The following is an 18009-nucleotide window of genomic DNA, read 5'->3' on the forward strand; positions in this document are numbered from 1 at the left end:
TTCTGCTGCTCCCTCAGGAACTCAGCCTGCTGCACTAGCCAATCCATATCTTCAAATTTTAAGGTGCCGCTGCGCAATTGAATAAACCTATAAAAGGCATACTAGTAAATCATCGATGAATTGGGAGAATGTCTTCAATCTCGTTAAATACTAAATCAATCGGTCGAGAACCTTCAATGTTACGCAAATACCCTTTTTCTTTATAGAAACCAAGAAGGGGCTGTTGCTGGTTTACATTGACTTCTAGTCGTGTTCTTACCGTTTCTTCATTGTCATCATCGCGTTGATAAAGTTCTCCACCACATTTATTACATACACCCTCAACATTAGTCGGATTAAAGATAACATGATAAGTCGAAGTACAATTTCGGCAAATACGTCGTCCAGTTAATCTAGCTATTAGTTCTTCAAGGGAAACCTCAATGTTAAGAACAAAGTTAATGGTCCTCCCCGTTTCTACTAGTATTTGTTCAAGAGCTTCGGCTTGAGCTACCGTTCTAGGGAAACCATCTAGTAAAAAACCTTTTTTACAATCATCTTTCCTTAAACGTTCATGAACAATAGCAATTGTTACTTCATCCGGAACTAAATTACCAGAATCCATATATTCTTTTGCTTTCTTTCCAAGACGTGTTCCTTCTTTTATTGCAGAACGGAACATATCTCCAGTTGATATATGAGGGATGTCATACTTTTGTGTAATTCTCTCAGCTTGAGTTCCTTTACCTGCCCCTGGCAATCCCATTAATAACAAATTCATTCATCATCTCTCCTTGTTTTTGTTTGTCCTTTTAACTTGTAATATACTGAATGGATTTTTTATTTTATACGCGACTTACCAGGAACGATAAAGCTGAATCACTTAACTCTTGAACGATCCAGCAGTATCCTAGTTTTCTAGTCTTCCATTGTAGATAAATCACCAGTCGGCAAATTGAGTTCCCACGCTTTTAAGACTCTTCTCATTATTTTTCCACTTCTTGTTTTCGGAAGGGTATTACGGAATTCAATTTCTCTCGGAGCGGCATGCGCGGCAAGGCCCTCTTTCACGAAAATTCGAATCTCCTCTTTTAATTCATCCGATGCTTTGTATCCTTCTCTTAAGGAAATGAATGCTTTAATAATTTCCCCACGTACTGGATCTGGTTTTCCAATGACTCCTGCTTCAGCAATTGCCGGGAATTCAACTAATTTGCTTTCCACTTCAAAGGGTCCCACACGTTCACCAGCAGTCATGATAACATCGTCGACCCGTCCCTGGAACCAAAAGTATCCATCTTCGTCCATATAGGCTGAATCACCGGAAACGTACCAATCATTTGGTAAGAAGTAAGATTCATATTTATTTGGGTTGTTCCAAATCGCTCTCATCATTGACGGCCAACCCTTTTTAATTGCCAAATTTCCCATTTGATAAGGCGGCATTTCTTCTCCATTGTCATCCACAATCGCTGCCTGAACCCCAGGTATCGGTTTCCCCATTGATCCCGGCTTAATTTCCATGGATGGATAATTGCATATAACCTGTGCTCCTGTTTCGGTCATCCACCATGTATCATGAATGTTCAAATCGAAAACTTTCTTTCCCCAAAAAATGACTTCAGGATTTAACGGTTCACCTACACTTAGAATATGCCTTAGTGAATGTAAATTATATTTTCTCACTAGTTCATCACCAGCACCCATTAACATTCGGAATGCTGTAGGAGCACTATACCAGACGGTTACGCCATACTCTTCGATTGTTTGATACCAATCTTCGGGGCTAAAACGTCCACCTCGGATGACGTTTGTAACTCCAACTAACCATGGAGCAAAAATACTATAGGAGGTACCTGTTACCCAGCCTGGGTCCGCCGTACACCAATACACATCATCATCTTTTAAATCCAATACCCATTTAGCTGTTTGATGGTGTTGGAGCATCGCATGGTGTACATGAAGGACTCCCTTCGGTTTTCCAGTTGAACCTGAGGTATAGTGAAGAAGGAGGCCATCCTCAAGATCCATCCACTGAATTTCTAATTGTTTACTAGCCGTTTCCATTCTCTTGTAAAAATTAATAAAAGGCCCTTCTTCTTTTACATCATGTCCAACAATAATGACGTGCTGCAAATTCGGCAATTCATTAACCGGAACACGTGCCAAAAGCTCAGGTGTTGTCACAAGAACCTTTGCTTCACTATCGTCCAAACGATCTCGAACGGCGTCTTCCATAAACGCTTCAAATAACGGGCCGACTACAGCTCCTATTTTGATTGCCCCTAATAATACAAAATAGAGTTCAGGGGAGCGCGGCATAAAAATAAATACTCTGTCACCTTTTTTTACATTTGTCGCTTCTTTTAGGGCATTCCCGGCTTTGTTTGAAAAATCCTTCATATCTTGGAATGTGTACTTTTCATCTCGATATTTATCAGAAAAATACAGGGCAATTTTATTCTTTTTCTCTGACTCGACATGGCGATCAATTGCTTCATAGGCGATATTTATGAGACCAGTCTTGCTCCAAGAGAAATCTTCTTCTATTTGCGACCAGTCAAACATATCGTATGTATTTTTATAGTTTTCTAAATTAAATGAGCCTTCTTGCTTAAAAATCATTTCAAAATTCATATTTCTCATCCCCTCAATCTAAAGACTTATGAGTTGAAACGCTTTCTTTTTGTCGTGTTTTTATTTTTTGAAGTTCATTTGAGACTTTTCCTTAGGGACACCTTTAATCTCTCTCCTAAATTCAGATTAATCGATTAATTTAAATAATAATATTAACAAAGTGCCTATACAATTAACTATCCTGCTTAGCTTTTCGAAAAAATATAATATATTGCTATTCTTTAATGAGCCATTTGAAACCGATATAATACGAAATAGGAACATCAAAAATAATATTAAAAATTTCAAAGAAAGAATTGAGTGAATTTCATAATAATGATATTCCCAAGTAGGCATTTTATCCAGTAACATATAACTCATATTTCTTTGACTAACTAAAATAAAAAGGGAGGTACTCCCTGAGTACCTCCTACAAATCTATGCTCCTAAACGTTCATCTTCATCAGTGTTCCTATCATTTGAAGAAGAAATGCTCTTATAATTAAAGAAGAAGAAGAAGAAAACCGCAACGATAGCTGCAACCACTGCAGGATAGATCCAGAATGATTGCCATTGATCTAGAGAAGCAGCTCCAGTATTAGTCACTGTATTATTAAAGAGTTTTCCTGCAAAATACGATCCTACAAACATCCCTATACCTTGGGTAAACATGATTATTAATCCCTGAGCTTGCCCTTTAACTTTTTCATCTGCTACTTCATCAGTATAGAGATATCCTGATACAAAGAAAAAGTCCCAACATAATCCGTGTAAGGCGATACCAATGTACATTAATGGCACAAGTCCATGAGGTGCACTGAACGCGAAAAGCGCCATCCTTAATACCCATGCAAACATTCCAACTAAAAACATCCATTTGAATCCTAATCGTCGATAAAAGAATGGGAGTAACAACATAAAAATGACTTCAGAAAATTGGCCAATTGACATAACAGACGAAACATCTTTGACTCCAGCATCACCAAGAAATACTGAGGCAAATGACATATACGTAGCATGATCTAGAAAAAGAACTGTCGTACATATAATAAATACTAAATAGTAACGATTTTTTAATAGCTGCAATGCATCAAGACAAAGAATGTCTCTTATTGATAAAGCTTTTCCTTTTGCTGGTGCAGGGGTGTTTGGTAACGTAAAACTGTAAAGGCCAAGTAAAACTGAAACAACTGAACCAATTTGCAGAGCTACCGGACTGCCTGAATATCCAAGGATTCCAATTATAGTGCTTGCAACAATGAACCCAACAGTTCCACATACACGAATAATCGGAAAGGCTTTAATAGTGTCTTTAACATTATGGAAACTTATATTATTCGTTAAGGAATATGTTGGATTATAACACAACATATATAGAAACATTATCCACAAAAAAGCGTTTCCATTTTTTGTGTAAATTTGTTCTGGAAGAAACCATAATAAGATACCACCAACGATGTTAACAAGAGCTAACATTTTTTGAGATGGGAAGAATCGATCCGAAATCATTCCTAACACAATCGGAGATATAATAGCAGCAATCCCACCTATTGCGTATGCAGTACCAATTATAGAAGATAATCCATTCTTACTAAGAATATAACCCAAAGTAGCAAACCAAGTACCGAGAGTAAAGTATTGAAAAAACATCATAGCTGAGAGTCTTGGGATAATATATGATTTACGTTGCAAGTTTTTCACTCCTGTTTATCAATTAGAAAGTATAGTTTATATTAATGGTTATTTGAACAATTGTTACAAGTGTGGACATAAGATTCATGTTGTTCTTCAATTTTCTTTCCACATTGTGTACATTTTTTACTTGGTAAATTCTTTAAGAATTCAGTCATTTTGATCAACATGTTTAGTCCCTCCATTATCTTGTAAAATTGATGATTTAAGTTTGAATAAATCTTTTAAATCCATTCAAGTAATCAGAAAACTTAGATTTAATTATTGATTTTTTGAACAATTGTTACAAGTATGGACATAAGATTCATGTTGTTCTTCAATTTTCTTTCCACATTGTGTACATTTTTTACTTGGTAAATTCTTTAAGAATTCAGTCATTTTGATCAACATGTTTAGTCCCTCCATTATCTTGTATAATTGATGATTTAGTTTGAATATATCTTTTAAATCCGTTCAAGTAATCAGAAAACTTTAGTTTTAATTATTGATTTTTTGAACAATTGTTACAAGTGTGGACATAAGATTCATGTTGTTCTTCAATTTTCTTTCCACATTGTGTACATTTTTTACTTGGTAAATTCTTTAAAAACTCGGTCATTTTGATCAACATGTTTAGTCCCTCCATTATCTTGTAGAATTGATGGTTTAAGTTTAGATAAATCTTTTAAATCCTTTCAAATAATCAGAAAACCTTTGATTTAATTATTATATTTTTGAACAATTCTCACAGGTATGAACATATGATTCATGTTGTTCTTCAATTTTTTTACCGCATTCTGTACATTTTTTACTTGGTAAATTCTTTAAAAATTCGGTCATTTTAATCAACATGTTTAGTCCCTCCATTATCTTGTATAATTGAATTTAAGTTTGAAAAAATCTTTTAAATCTCTTCAAATAATCAGGAAACCCTGGATTTAATTATTATATTTTTGAACAATTCTCACATGTATGAACATATGATTCATGCTGTTCTTCAATTTTCTTTCCGCATTCTGTACATTTTTTACTTGGTAAATTCTTTAAGAATTCAGTCATTTTGATCAACATGTTTAGTCCCTCCATTATCTTGTATAATTAAAACCTTACTTTTGTATATTAATTTTACGAAACCAAATTTTTAAACTTTATTAAACTCTTTTCTATAGTTGGTATGCTATAAAATAATTTAAAGAGAGCTGGTTCGTTACAGAAGACACAGGTATGCTCCCAATATTTTCCGGATAATTTCTGTACATGAGGTACAGTAAGTAATATTATCCCCTCTTTTATATGATTTTCACAGACTGTTATCATGACACTTATCCCTCACTTATTTTATAATCTTTATTAACGCAATCAACGATTTTAAAGCGTTTACCTATTGGTTTAAAAGAAACTCCATCTAATCCAAGAATTTAAGAAAATTTAGAAAGATGTTCTTTTGAAATATTTTTATAAACCGATTCTGTTTATAAAACAGAACCGGTTTGGTCTTCTAATAAACTTGCTAAGAATTTACCACTTTTTAAGGCCCAACAATTTTTCACCTAATTCATTAAGTTGAGCTCGTTGGTATTTTTCTTGCTCCCAGTTTCGAGGATCTCCTAGGAATGCAATTCCTTCTGGAATTACTCTTTCACTCCATTGTTTAATTCTCCACTGCTTTAATTCTTCATTATGTTCCTGAGCTGGGAACATAGAAATATATTGATGAATATTAGGAGTGTTTGATACATTTTTACGTAATCCATGTGCTTGCATAACATGGAAAATTAGTAAATCTCCTGCTTTTAAAGTTACTGGTGTTGGTGTATAACCAGTGTAATCTGGGTGATAAGGATCTCTATCTGCAGGTTGGGTTTTTACCCACTCTGGAAAATCTCTATATAACTCAGGAATGACATTTAATCCACCATTTTCCACATCAGTATCTGTTAAGAAAAGAATTCCCTGAACATTAACTGGAAGCGGATCTAATGAAGTATCACCATCCCAGTGGATGAATCCTTCAAATTCAAAAGTTCCCGGTTTATTTGGAAAACTTAGGTTACATCTATCAATACTTGTCCATAATTTCTCTGTTCCCCAAATATCTACAAATGCATCGTATACTTTTTGATAAGAACGATTATCCCAGAAGTATTGATGATTATATAACTCTACCATTCCTGCTCCAATAAGTTCTGGCATTTGATGTTCACGAAGTGGTTTCTTGTACCAAGTGGAAGGGTCATTAGGATCTTTTTCTTCAAACTCCCAAATAAGGTTAACTGTTTTATCGATATTTTCTTTAGGGACAACATTACGAACTACTACGTAACCGTTTTCTTTCCAGAACTTAAATTCCTCTTCAGTTAATACTCGTAACGGTTCATTGTTAGGACGTTCATTCAATGGAATATCAATCTCAAGAATATTGTTTACTTTAGTTTTTTGCATTATATAACTCCTCCTATCAGGGTAAAGTGCTTTATATTGCACTTGGTTTTTAATAAATCTTACAAATTAAATATATAATTTTCACTGTGCTAATACTATTAACTATCGTGCTTAATTGATTTAAAAAGTATAATATATTGCTTTTTATAACGTTTTTATTTTTTTAAATATATTAAAAATTAAATTTTTATTATATAATTTTTCCGAAAAACAAGAAATTCCCTGTAAAGGTAACGCTTACTATTCCTAAATCCTAAAAATAATACAACACACCTATAATTTTTATTTAAATATTAATATTATATTTATTGCTACTGAAACAAATGGACCTATAATTTCTTGCTATTCGATAAACTCGTGATAAGCGTTTTTGTGCTCATTGCAAAAGCACTTGAGCTGTTCCACATGGTAAATACAAAGGTAAAGCACAAATATATGAATTGAGGATAAACCTTCAGTGACTTAACGAATTCATCACTTCAAGGCAGTCAATACCTGAAATATGGATAAAATTTATTAATTAGCTTCAAGGAAAGTTGCTGAACTAATCGGCGAACATCATATCACGCTATTCTATTAACGAAACAAAAAACTTTCTGAACTGGAAATTATGAAACGGGTTTCAGACCAAGAGACGATTTCAATTTTTTATGGGAGTAATTAACATGACTAATATCAGAAAAATAGCTAAGATGGCTGGGGTTTCTGTAACAACAGTCTCTCGTGTATTAAACAATTACCCGTATGTCAGCGAAGATAAAAGAAGGGCTGTTGAAAAGGCAATAATAGAATCCGATTATCGACGAAATTTAAATGCAGTGCATTTGAGCAAAGGTGAAACAATGCTTATTGGAGTTGTTATACCTTTTATAAACCATCCCTATTTCGGTTTATTAGTAGAAGGAATCGCAAATGAGGCTGTTAAAAACAACTATAAATTAGCACTATTTCAAACGAATTACGAGGAAAAAAGAGAGATTGAAGCTTTAGAGATGTTAAAACATAAGCAAATAGATGCTTTAATCATATGTTCCAGAATTTGTGATTGGGAAGTTATCAATGATTATGTACCATACGGGACAATCATTCTGTCTGAGGACAGTAGAGGAAGAAGTGTTTCTTCAACCTTCGTAAACCATTATAAAAGTTTCTCTAGAGCGTTAGAATACTTGTACAAAAAGGGCCACAAGAAAATTGGTTACTGCGTGGGGAGAAAATCAGGTACCAATAGCAAGCAAAGAGAAAAAGCTTACAAAGACTTCCTTGCAAAAATAAACGAACCATTTGAGCCAAATTATATTTTCTACGACTGCTTGAACTTCGAGGATGGTCAAATGGTAGTAAAACGGCTGATTAATATGTCAAATCCTCCGTCAGCTTTATTAGTAACTAGCGACCAGGTAGCTGCTGGAATTTTGATCTGTTGCAAACAAGAAGAAATATCAGTTCCAAATGAACTCGCATTGTTGGGTTTTGATAACCAACCAATAGCGAAAGTAATGAATATAACATCTCTCGAAATTCCTTTGGTTGAAATGGGAAGAAAACTATTGCTTCAAGCCATTGATACGACACAAACATCTCATGAAGAATTGTTCGTAAAATTGATTGAGCGGAAAACGGTATAAAATTAGCCTTAATTCTTAAATGAAATGAAGTAAAAAATAAACAATAGCTTGGGATTACCAAACTATTGTTTTGTCCCTAATCAGCACTACTCTTTAACAGAGTTAATAAAAAAAGCTGCTAAAAGGTCACTGTAAGAGACCTTTTACCAGCCTTTCTTTATTGTCTAGGTATATAAAATTTTCTTTGTTCAGTTAAGTTTTACTTAAACCCTCCTATACACCTTAACAAAAATATCTTAGAACCCAGCCTGTTTGACTACTTCATGCCAACTTAGTTTCAATCTACGGCAAATAGTTGTACTATAAACCTGTCCTTTTTTCCTCATCAAATCATAATCTCTCTGAGTAGTTGAACCAATACGAATCAATTCTTTTTTCAAATTTTCTAGAATTTCTTCCTTTGATTTCAAACAAATCCCCTCCAGTTAGTGAAATATTAAGCTTGAATTTCTTTACAAGGATTTTGATTAAAAACTAACAGGCGGACTCTTAAATTGGAACTAAATTTCCTTTGATCTTATTCATTAGTACATCTTTTACCAACCAGGCTCCACCAATTACACCCGCATCATTGCCTAATGTAGCAATAACTAGTTCAACACCTTCAGAGACTCTAGGAAAAGTAAATTGAGCAAAATGCTCTTTTAGTGGTGTCAGCAAGGTATCTCCCGCATTTGAAACGCCGCCACCAATTACAATTTTTTGTGGATTTAAGCTGTTGGCCAAATTTGCGAGGGCAAATCCTAAATTGAATGTTACTTGATCAATAATACGCATAGCTGTCTTATCCGCTTCTATTACTGAATCAAAAATTTGTTTGCACGTAACAATTTGATATTTATTATAGTACTCTTTCAATCTACTACTTTCTTCAGCACAAGCAAGCTCCTTTACAGCTAGGTTGACAATTCCTGTTGCAGATGCTATCGTTTCTAGGCATCCCTTTTTTCCACAATTACAAATTAATCCATCTTTTGGTAAGGATGTAATATGACCAATTTCCCCACCGGCTCCATTTTCACCATGTACAAGCTTACCATTGACTATAATGCCGCCTCCGACACCTGTTCCTAAGGTTATACAAATTAAGTTTTTTGCTCCCCTTCCAGCGCCTTTCCACATTTCACCGATTGCTGCCATATTTGCATCATTCTCAACTACTACGGGTAAGGATGTTTCCTGTTGTAAAATGTCGCGTAAAGGGAAGTTGTCCCAACCTAAATTTACTGCCACTTCAATTGTTCCTTCTTGAACATTCACTGGTCCCGGCGCTCCAATGCCAATACCAATTAACTTATCTTTACTTTGTCCCAATTCATTTAAATGTAGGTTAATTGATTTAGCTATTTCACTTGGAATATGTTTTCCGTTTTCATTTTTGTTAGTTGGAATTTCCCATTTACGAATGATTCTACCTTCTTGGCTGATAAATGCCATTTTAATAGTTGTACCGCCAATATCCACGCCCACTAACCAATTTCCATACAAAGTAATCCATCCCTTTTTGACTGACATATGATTGTATAATTACTAACTAGAGTCTGTATAATTATTCTTCTAACGTTGACAAGTCACACTGTAGGCAGTTTCTGCTTCCACGTCTTTAAGACTCGCCTCATTATTTTGCCACTTCTTGTTTTTGGAAGCTTATTTAGCAATTCAATTTCTAGGCAAAACTAATTATATAAATGGTAATATTACTAATGAGATTAAACAATTAACTATCGTGCTAAGCTAAAAAAAAAAAATACAATATATTGCTATTCCGTATATGAGTTATGTTGAACTATTAGATAACAGAGGAGATTATGGTGAGAACTTTCAGGATTATAAAGTCATATTGTAGGAATGAATGAAAACGTTAAACACACATAAACACAACCACTATGAAATGATACTATACAAATAAAATTTGAATTTCTACATATAAAGAGACTACACAAAAAGGTAAAGGAGGGAGGTACCAAAAATTACCATTGTACTCATCAAACTACTACAATACAAGAATATTGAAATCTTTAGGTCTCTCTCTGTTAGAAAAAAATGTACTTATATTGTTTTCTTTGATAAAATTTTTATTTTCTTCAAAACTCTATATCCCTAAATTTATATTTTTTCTTCTAATCACTTTCATTCGCTTCTTCATAACTTTCATTACTTTGATCACTACATTCCCAACAAATGGACCTATTTCTTTCCATTTTGGCCAACTGACTTCCACAACAAATACATAAATCCATCATGTTTTTCCTCCATATTAAAGTATTAGATAAGGGTCCACCTAAAAATTGCCATTTTAAGTGAACCCTCTGTTATAAATACTATTTTACCAAGTTTTCAAGCCTAGTAATTTTTCACCTAATTCTGTAAGTTTCGCCCTATCATATTTCACTTGTTCCCAATTTCTAGGGTCCCCTGGGAATGCATATCCCTCAGGCTTAATTCTATCCTTCCAAGATTTGATTCTAGTCTCTCTTAATTCTGTATTATTTTCTTGTGCAGGGAACATGGATATATATTGTGCAACTCGTGCTTTGTCAGAGTAATTTGGACGAATACCGTGTGGTTGCATACTATTAAATATCAGCAAATCCCCTGCTTTTGTCACTACTTTGGTTGGGGTAAAGCCCGTTGTATCTGGTTTATGTGGATCTCGATCTACAGGCTGAGATTTCACCCATTCGTTAAAAGTTTGGTAAAGTTCCGGTATACACTGGAATCCTCCCATATCAATATCCGTATCTACTAGTGATAATACCCCTTGAACATTCACTGGAATTGGTTCTAACGCTGTATCTACATCCCAATGAATAAATCCTTTATATTCATGACCAGGTTTAATTGGAAGATTTAAATTGCACCTATCAATACTCACCCATAATTTTTCAGTACCCCAGATATCAACAAAAGCATTGTAAATTTTTTCATACATACGGTTATCCCATAGATACTGATGATTATATAATTCCACCATTCCGGTATTCATCAGTTCTTTCATGACCATTTCTCTTCCTGGACGAGTGTACCAAGTGGATGGGTCATTAGGGTCCTTTTCTTCAAACTCCCAGATTAACTTCTCTAGTCTCTCGATATGATCCTTTGGTATTGCATTACGAATAATAACATAACCGTTTTCCTTCCAAAACTTCCAATCTTCTTCACTCAATACTCTCAATGGCTCATTATTCAAACGCTCATTTAATGGAGTTACAATTTCAAGGATATTGTTCAATTTTTCTTTCATTTTAGGTTCCTCCTTAATTATCTGATTAAATAATTTATTTATCTTTAAACTGAGCGAGATTATCCTTATTAACTAATTGGAATGGAACCATGTTATTCTTGGCAACTTTTTCTCCTTTAGCCGCTTTTTGGGCCACTTCCACTGCCATTTTCCCTTGTGAGTCTACATCCTGAAATACAGTTGCAGTTAAATCTCCTGATTGGATTGAATTAAAAGCATCTGGTATACCATCGATTCCGATGACTTTTGTATCTTTTAATTTACCTGCTGAACTTAATGCTTTGATTGCTCCTAGTGCCATTTCATCATTTTGTGCAACAATGGCATCTAATTTTTGAGATTGCAACCAGTTTTCCGTTAGCGAGAGCGCTTCCTCTCTTGACCAATTTGCAGTTTGCTCTGCAGCAACCTTAATGTTTGGATAATCCTTTAAAATATCCTTATTTCCTTCTGTCCGGTTGACTTCGGCTGAATTCCCATTTGGCCCATGAATAATCGCAATTGTTCCTTTTCCCTTTAACAGTTCTGCCACATGTTTCATTTCTATTTTTCCTGCTTCCACATCATCGGATCCAACATGAGCAGTAGCTTTCTTCTCATTAGATACAACCGCTAACACTGTTATTATCGGAATCTTTGCAGCCACAGCCTGTTCTACCACTGGTGCACTACCATTTTTATCTGCCGGGTTTAAGATAATCGCATCTACATGCTGGTCAATTAGGTTCTCGACTTGATTAATTTGATTCTCAGCCTTCCCCTCACCATCAGCTTCGATTAGATCAACACCCGACGCTTTAGCGTATTTTCTAATAGAGTCTTGTAAACCAACAATATATTCGTTTTGCAGATTTTGATAAATAACCCCTATCCTTATTTTCCCACTCGCTTTTCCACTAGTTGTTTCTTCTGACTTGCTAGAACATCCACTCAGGATGCCAAGGATTAATAATAATGTTACAGCCACTATCTTTACTTTTTTCAACATACTCACTCTCTCCTTTTACTATTTTACTGATGATTTTTTTTATCAAGAAGCACAGCAATGACAATGATCGTTCCCTTTAAAATTTGTTGATAATAAGAGGAAACATTTAATAAATCAAGGCCATTATTCATTACCCCGATAATTAACACCCCTATCAGAGTTCCAACTATGCTGCCCACTCCTCCAAATAAGCTGGTGCCTCCGATTACCACAGCAGCAATGGCATCAAGTTCATATCCCTGACCTAACACTGGAGAACCTGACATAATTCTTGATGATAGAATCATCCCTCCGACTCCCGCTAAAAGACCAGCTATTGCATATACACCAATCTTTACGGAATTAACACGAATCCCTGATAGTTTTGCAGACTGTTCATTTCCTCCAGTCGCAAAGACGTGTCTACCATATACAGTGAAATTCAGAAGAAAAATTCCAATTGCTACAATTAATATAAATATAATAACGGGAATTGGAAGACCTAATATGTATCCGCTCCCAATATTGTTATAAAAAGTACTAAGTCCGATAACCGGCCGCCCATCTGTGTATACCATGGCCAATCCTCTAGCAGCCGTCATCATGCCTAACGTAGCGATAAATGGTGCTACCTTCCACTTTGCAACAAGTACACCATTTATAAGTCCACAAGCTAAACCAACGGTCATCCCTATGATAATGGGAATAAACAGAGAATAACTGCTGTCTGCTTTAGCAAAACTAGATGCTACGACTGCTGACAATGCCATAATGGATCCAACTGATAGGTCAATACCTCCGGTAATAATAACGAATGACATTCCAATCGCTACAATTCCTATAATCGATACTTGACGTAATATGTTAATAATATTGGTAGTCGTTAAAAATGAGTCTGAGGAGATAGATAAGATTATAAATAGTATCGCAAAAGCAATATAAATACCGTATTTAGCAAGAAGCTTTCCCCTACTTCCCCTTTTCATTACAGACTGAGATGTAGCTAGATCTAATAAACTTAACTTTGCTACCTCTTGTTTTTGAGTGTTCATCCGATTTTTTCTCCTTTCAAAATTCCTGAGCAGCAAGACATGATATTTTCCTGATCAAATTCATCCCTAGTAAACTCTCCAGTTAATTTTCCTTCACTCATGACGATGATTCGGTTACAAATTCCAAATAGCTCAGGCATTTCTGAAGAAATAACAATCACCGATTTTCCCATACTTGCAAATTCATTAATAATTTTATATATTTCTGCTTTAGCTCCTATATCAATTCCCCTTGTAGGTTCGTCCAGAATTAAAATGTCTGGATTGTTTAGAAGCCATTTGGCAATCACTATTTTTTGCTGATTACCACCACTTAGGTTTTTTACCAACATGTTTCGATTTGGTGTTTTTATCCTTAATGATTTGATTTGTTCATCTACTACGGTGTTTTCTCTTTTTCGGGATATGATATTTTTAAAGAAGGCATACTTTCTTAAATTAACCAAACTAATATTATCTCTTACGGACCCTGTTAAATTTAAACCGGTATCTTTTCTATCTTCTGTTACCAAGGCTAGACCATTATTAATCGCATGTTTAGGGCGTTTATGAATTACCTTTTTTTGATTAATATAGATTTCTCCACTGTGAGATGGCAATGCACCAAAGATACTTTCTACCACTTCTGTTCTTCCTGCACCTACAAGACCTGCAATTCCAAGTACTTCTCCTTGATGGAGTGCGAACGATATATTTTCAAAGTTTCCTTTTCTTGTTAGATTCTTAACCTCCAAGAATACGTTTTCATTTTTTTGTGTTGATGTCTGATAAACCTCTTTTATTTCTCTACCAACCATTAAGGAAATAAGCTTATCATGATTTAAATCAGATGCTGCCTTACTATCGATATGACACCCATCCCTTAAAACTGTAATATCATCTGCTATTCTAAAAATTTCATCCATTTTGTGCGAAATATATATGATAGACTTTCCTTGGGATGTTAGCATTTTTATGATTTCAAATAGTTTTTCAACCTCTCTTTGGGTAATGGCCGAAGTAGGTTCATCCATTACGATAATATCAGCATTATTTGAAACCGCTTTAACAATTTCCGCCATTTGCCTATCAGAAACAGAAAGAGCCGACATCTTTTTATTTGGATTTAGGTCAATCTTTAACTGTTCAAATAATTCAAGAGTTCTTGCCCTTTGTTCCTTCTTGTTGATTATCCCGTATTTACCAAAATTCGATTCCCTACCAAGAAATACATTTTCTGCAACAGTCAATTCGGAGATATAACTTAATTCTTGATGAATCATGCTGATTCCAAATTTTAAAGCATCATTTGGATTATTAAATTCAACTTTTTCCCCTTTTAAAAATATCTCCCCCCCATCAGGCTTATAAATACCAGCAAGAATTTTCATAAGTGTTGATTTACCTGCACCATTCTCTCCCATAAGTGCATGAACGCTCCCCTTCTTCACATGAAAGGAAACAGAGTCAAGGGCTTTCACACCTGGAAATACCTTTGAAATACTTTTCATTTCAAGAGCATATACATTTTTCTCCCTCACCTAAAAGTTCACCCCTTTATCTAATTCTTTTCTCAACCTAACCTTTTCGATTAGTCTGATTATTTAGAATAGTACTATTGCTACAGTGTTAAAACAATTAACTATCGTGCTAATTATTTTAAAAAACTATAATATATTGCTTAGATATTTTTTTATATTTTTTAAGAATAATTTCTTTAATTAAACTGGACGAACTTTTCAAATAAAATTAGCTATTTAATACAGTAAAACCACTATATTCTCGTTTAATAAAGAATCAACTTAATATAAAATAAAAGCATATAATGCCAAAATCTGATCACACTAAATCTTATATATATTGTTTCATTATAGAAAAAACTATAATATATTGCTATCGTGATTTGTATCTTGGTAAAGCTTTAATAAAGGGGAATATTTATGGAGAACACAAATTACACAGAATTAGGCAAGAAATATTGGGAAACACCTTTAAAATTTAAGAAACCCCCGATACTTGCATATGCCGGACAGGTTGGAGGAAATCCCAATTGGAATTTTCCAAGTCACAAACATGATGATTTAAGTGAAATTATTTATATTTGTGAAGGAGAAGGAACTTTTATTATTAACAATAAAAGTTATACTGCAAAAGAAGGGGATATTCTCATATACAATGCGGGAATCATCCATGAAGAATACTCAAATCCGACCAATCCCTTAGTCACCTTTTTCTGTGGAATCTCTAATACAGTTATTGATCAATTGAAGGAACTGTGTATCATACCTTATGAACTTGAGCCTATAATAAGAAAAAATGAATATTCTAACTCAATCAAGTCATTTTTTGCACAGATATTCGAGGAATCTTCTCTTAAAGCTGATGGATATGAAATTATATGTCAGGGTTTACTTACGTCCTCAATTGCTTTAATACACAGGGTGCTTAGACTACAAAATATTACGAGTGAAACAGAAGAATCCAATTCAATTGCCCATCGTATTAAAGAATTTATTGATAAAAACTATAAGAAAAATATCAAACTAGAGGATATAGCTGAAGCGTTATTTATTAATAAGTATTACTTATCCCATGTATTTAAAGAACAAATGAAAATCAGTCCTATTAATTACTTAATAAATCGTAGAATGGGAGAAGCAAAGAATCTCTTAGTATCGACAGAGTTAAAAATAGGAGAAATCGCAAGAATTATGGGTTATGATAATCCCAATTACTTTACATTACTTTTTAAAAAAATGACTGGTGAAACCCCCAAACAATTCAAAGAAAATCATAAAAAAAATCTGTTTTATCATAAGAATCCATAGTTAAAGTTAGTTTGAAGAGGCGTTTTTACAAGTTTAAAGTGTCTAAGCATATTATTTATACTAAATAAGCCTAAAATATAAGTTCGTTAATATAAACTTTATATTCTAGGCTTATAAAAATTTTATATTAAGTTATAACAAGGACAACATTTTAAGACCGTAGGAAATTCCATCTTCTTCAACAGATTTTGTTATATATTTTGCTGCTGTCTTTACTATTTCTTCAGCATTACCCATTGCTACACTATTTTTAACTGTTGAAAGCATTTCTATATCATTCAAACCATCACCAAAAGCATATTGTCGTTCTTGTGGAATACCTAGCGCTTCAACCACTTTTTTAATACCCTGTGCTTTTGACCCTCCCCTTGGAAGTACATCAACCGAAACTGGATGCCATCTTACAAAATCAAAATCATGATACTCCTCTACGTATTGTCTTTCTTCCCCTTCTGGACAAAAAAGAAGAGTTTGAAACAGCTCCCGTTCTTTGTAATAATGTGGATCATGAGTTGGAAAACGGTTAATTTTTAACGTAGCGATACTTTCTTTAATATACGTGTGCTCTGGTACATTAGCTTTCATATCCTCATGATCCATAAAGACGACAGGATGATTGTTTTGAAGAGCAGCATCTGTCAGCTTTTCAAGAGATGAAATGTTTAGAGAATTCCTATATAATTCCTTACCGTTTAACACAACATATTGCCCGTTATAACTAACATAAGTGTTAATATCTAATTCTTTTCTCAAATCCTCAAACATGAAAGGAGCTCTTCCAGTTGCAATTGCTACAATATGCCCATTTTCTTTTAATTTAGAGATTGCTTCTCTTGTTGAAGGAGGTAATTTTTTATCATGATCAAGTAAGGTTCCGTCTATATCAAAAAAAATAACACTTTTATTCTTCATTTTATTTCCACCCTTTCGAAGATACATTCAATATTTATAATTTCCACTTCTTCGCGACTTATTTTGAGTGTAATTTATGAAATGCGTTTCATGTCAATTCTAAATATACTAAATTAATACATAAAAAATAAAAGAAGTTAAATGTCGCAAGTTGCCCATTGAACATTTTCATTTCTTAGCAGTTTACTTTGAAATAGAAATAATGTTTTCTTCTTTTACATTTATTTGAACTTTTTTATTAATAGTAATGGATTCACCTTCAATTAGGTTTGGAAATACGAAATAATACTACAATGAATATCAATTAAAATATGCCTGTCCATATGGAAGAAAAGGTCACCCAATAGTTTGCATATGAAAGGCCTTCTCATATAGATGTTGTTTCATTAGCCTTTTAAACTTTCATCAGAATATGGCTTGGGGTATATAAGGTACTTCATTCTGAGCAACCTCCGTAATAAATAACCACCTAGTAATAATATCTAGGTGGTTTTCTTTATGTGAAAATATAATTTGGGAAATATTTAATGGCCTTCCGAAGAATTTTGTTCCGCATTCCGTTTAATATCGACGCAATTCCAACTAATTACGCCCTATCATACTATTAATTATGACCTAAATTCAGCTAATTTTTGACTCTAAATGGTCTAAATAATAAGGCACCAAGCCCGTATAATATAATTTTACCAAA

18 protein-coding genes are annotated in these 18009 nt (G+C 33.9%); 2 read left to right on the forward strand and 16 right to left on the reverse strand.

Annotated elements, in window-relative coordinates:
- Positions 1-109: 109 nt before the first annotated feature.
- The 9 genes from JOC76_RS20030 to JOC76_RS20070 all read right to left on the reverse strand — a co-directional run bounded on the left by JOC76_RS20030 (position 110) and on the right by JOC76_RS20070 (position 6708).
- The gene (locus tag JOC76_RS20030; protein ID WP_205180557.1) at positions 110-760 is read right to left on the reverse strand and encodes an adenylate kinase; all 651 of its coding nucleotides are present in this window, start codon (positions 758-760) and stop codon (positions 110-112) included.
- Positions 761-897: 137 nt separating this feature from the next.
- A complete protein-coding gene (gene acsA / locus JOC76_RS20035; protein WP_205180558.1) occupies positions 898-2616 on the reverse strand; it encodes an acetate--CoA ligase in 1719 nt (572 codons plus the stop codon).
- A 417-nt stretch (positions 2617-3033) separates the two neighbouring features.
- On the reverse strand, positions 3034-4287 hold the full coding sequence (locus JOC76_RS20040) for an MFS transporter (protein WP_205180559.1): 1254 nt from the start codon (positions 4285-4287) through the stop codon (positions 3034-3036).
- Between the two features lie 41 nt (positions 4288-4328).
- Positions 4329-4472, reverse strand: coding sequence for a protein YhfH (yhfH, locus tag JOC76_RS20045; RefSeq protein ID WP_372441980.1), 144 nt, complete (start codon positions 4470-4472; stop codon positions 4329-4331).
- A 76-nt stretch (positions 4473-4548) separates the two neighbouring features.
- Positions 4549-4692 carry a protein YhfH gene (gene yhfH / locus JOC76_RS20050; protein WP_372441981.1) on the reverse strand — a complete coding sequence of 48 codons (144 nt, stop codon included), beginning with the start codon at positions 4690-4692 and terminating at the stop codon, positions 4549-4551.
- A 76-nt stretch (positions 4693-4768) separates the two neighbouring features.
- Complete coding sequence (yhfH, locus tag JOC76_RS20055; protein ID WP_372441981.1) at positions 4769-4912, reverse strand: protein YhfH; 144 nt, start codon at positions 4910-4912, stop codon at positions 4769-4771.
- Positions 4913-4992: 80 nt separating this feature from the next.
- Complete coding sequence (gene yhfH, locus JOC76_RS20060; protein ID WP_372441982.1) at positions 4993-5133, reverse strand: protein YhfH; 141 nt, start codon at positions 5131-5133, stop codon at positions 4993-4995.
- 78 nt (positions 5134-5211) lie between these two features.
- Entirely contained in the window at positions 5212-5337 is a 126-nt protein-coding gene (gene yhfH, locus JOC76_RS20065; RefSeq protein WP_205180562.1) for a protein YhfH, read from the reverse strand.
- Positions 5338-5784: 447 nt separating this feature from the next.
- Entirely contained in the window at positions 5785-6708 is a 924-nt protein-coding gene (locus tag JOC76_RS20070; protein WP_205180563.1) for a phytanoyl-CoA dioxygenase family protein, read from the reverse strand.
- A 665-nt stretch (positions 6709-7373) separates the two neighbouring features.
- Here JOC76_RS20070 and JOC76_RS20075 point away from each other — a divergent pair.
- Positions 7374-8336: a LacI family DNA-binding transcriptional regulator gene (locus tag JOC76_RS20075; RefSeq protein WP_205180564.1), complete on the forward strand. Its 963-nt coding sequence runs from the start codon at positions 7374-7376 to the stop codon at positions 8334-8336.
- A gap of 236 nt (positions 8337-8572) precedes the next feature.
- Here the strand turns inward: JOC76_RS20075 and JOC76_RS20080 are convergent, their stop codons facing one another.
- The 6 genes from JOC76_RS20080 to JOC76_RS20105 form a co-directional block, all read right to left on the reverse strand.
- Complete coding sequence (locus JOC76_RS20080) at positions 8573-8746, reverse strand: hypothetical protein (RefSeq protein ID WP_205180565.1); 174 nt, start codon at positions 8744-8746, stop codon at positions 8573-8575.
- A 79-nt stretch (positions 8747-8825) separates the two neighbouring features.
- Positions 8826-9851, reverse strand: coding sequence for an ROK family glucokinase (locus JOC76_RS20085; RefSeq protein ID WP_372441983.1), 1026 nt, complete (start codon positions 9849-9851; stop codon positions 8826-8828).
- 811 nt (positions 9852-10662) lie between these two features.
- Positions 10663-11580, reverse strand: coding sequence for a phytanoyl-CoA dioxygenase family protein (locus JOC76_RS20090; RefSeq protein ID WP_205180566.1), 918 nt, complete (start codon positions 11578-11580; stop codon positions 10663-10665).
- Positions 11581-11614: 34 nt separating this feature from the next.
- Positions 11615-12568, reverse strand: coding sequence for a substrate-binding domain-containing protein (locus JOC76_RS20095; protein ID WP_205180567.1), 954 nt, complete (start codon positions 12566-12568; stop codon positions 11615-11617).
- 23 nt (positions 12569-12591) lie between these two features.
- Positions 12592-13533, reverse strand: a complete 942-nt coding sequence (locus JOC76_RS20100) for an ABC transporter permease (RefSeq protein ID WP_205180629.1) — start codon at positions 13531-13533, stop codon at positions 12592-12594.
- A gap of 62 nt (positions 13534-13595) precedes the next feature.
- On the reverse strand, positions 13596-15089 hold the full coding sequence (locus JOC76_RS20105; protein WP_205180630.1) for a sugar ABC transporter ATP-binding protein: 1494 nt from the start codon (positions 15087-15089) through the stop codon (positions 13596-13598).
- Between the two features lie 429 nt (positions 15090-15518).
- On the opposite strand from JOC76_RS20105, the gene JOC76_RS20110 reads away from it, so the two are divergent.
- A complete protein-coding gene (locus JOC76_RS20110) occupies positions 15519-16406 on the forward strand; it encodes an AraC family transcriptional regulator (RefSeq protein ID WP_205180568.1) in 888 nt (295 codons plus the stop codon).
- 132 nt (positions 16407-16538) lie between these two features.
- Here the strand turns inward: JOC76_RS20110 and JOC76_RS20115 are convergent, their stop codons facing one another.
- Positions 16539-17318, reverse strand: coding sequence for a Cof-type HAD-IIB family hydrolase (locus tag JOC76_RS20115; RefSeq protein WP_205180569.1), 780 nt, complete (start codon positions 17316-17318; stop codon positions 16539-16541).
- Positions 17319-18009 lie beyond the last annotated feature (691 nt).

Origin of the sequence: Neobacillus cucumis, from assembly GCF_016908975.1 — a bacterium.
GTDB lineage: Bacteria > Bacillota > Bacilli > Bacillales > Cytobacillaceae > Neobacillus > Neobacillus cucumis.

Bases quoted from the DNA above. Each gene is read 5' to 3' on its own strand.
- JOC76_RS20100 (WP_205180629.1), bottom strand. From the start codon at position 13,533: ATGAAAAGGGGAAGTAGGGGAAAGCTTCTTGCTAAATACGGTATTTAT.
- acsA (WP_205180558.1), bottom strand. From the start codon at position 2,616: ATGAATTTTGAAATGATTTTTAAGCAAGAAGGCTCATTTAATTTAGAA.
- JOC76_RS20075 (WP_205180564.1), top strand. From the start codon at position 7,374: ATGACTAATATCAGAAAAATAGCTAAGATGGCTGGGGTTTCTGTAACA.
- JOC76_RS20090 (WP_205180566.1), bottom strand. From the start codon at position 11,580: ATGAAAGAAAAATTGAACAATATCCTTGAAATTGTAACTCCATTAAAT.
- JOC76_RS20070 (WP_205180563.1), bottom strand. From the start codon at position 6,708: ATGCAAAAAACTAAAGTAAACAATATTCTTGAGATTGATATTCCATTG.
- yhfH (WP_372441981.1), bottom strand. From the start codon at position 4,692: ATGGAGGGACTAAACATGTTGATCAAAATGACTGAATTCTTAAAGAAT.
- yhfH (WP_372441981.1), bottom strand. From the start codon at position 4,912: ATGGAGGGACTAAACATGTTGATCAAAATGACCGAGTTTTTAAAGAAT.
- yhfH (WP_372441982.1), bottom strand. From the start codon at position 5,133: ATGGAGGGACTAAACATGTTGATTAAAATGACCGAATTTTTAAAGAAT.
- JOC76_RS20085 (WP_372441983.1), bottom strand. From the start codon at position 9,851: ATGTCAGTCAAAAAGGGATGGATTACTTTGTATGGAAATTGGTTAGTG.
- JOC76_RS20115 (WP_205180569.1), bottom strand. From the start codon at position 17,318: ATGAAGAATAAAAGTGTTATTTTTTTTGATATAGACGGAACCTTACTT.
- yhfH (WP_372441980.1), bottom strand. From the start codon at position 4,472: ATGGAGGGACTAAACATGTTGATCAAAATGACTGAATTCTTAAAGAAT.
- JOC76_RS20110 (WP_205180568.1), top strand. From the start codon at position 15,519: ATGGAGAACACAAATTACACAGAATTAGGCAAGAAATATTGGGAAACA.
- JOC76_RS20095 (WP_205180567.1), bottom strand. From the start codon at position 12,568: ATGTTGAAAAAAGTAAAGATAGTGGCTGTAACATTATTATTAATCCTT.
- yhfH (WP_205180562.1), bottom strand. From the start codon at position 5,337: ATGTTGATCAAAATGACTGAATTCTTAAAGAATTTACCAAGTAAAAAA.
- JOC76_RS20030 (WP_205180557.1), bottom strand. From the start codon at position 760: ATGAATTTGTTATTAATGGGATTGCCAGGGGCAGGTAAAGGAACTCAA.
- JOC76_RS20105 (WP_205180630.1), bottom strand. From the start codon at position 15,089: ATGAAAAGTATTTCAAAGGTATTTCCAGGTGTGAAAGCCCTTGACTCT.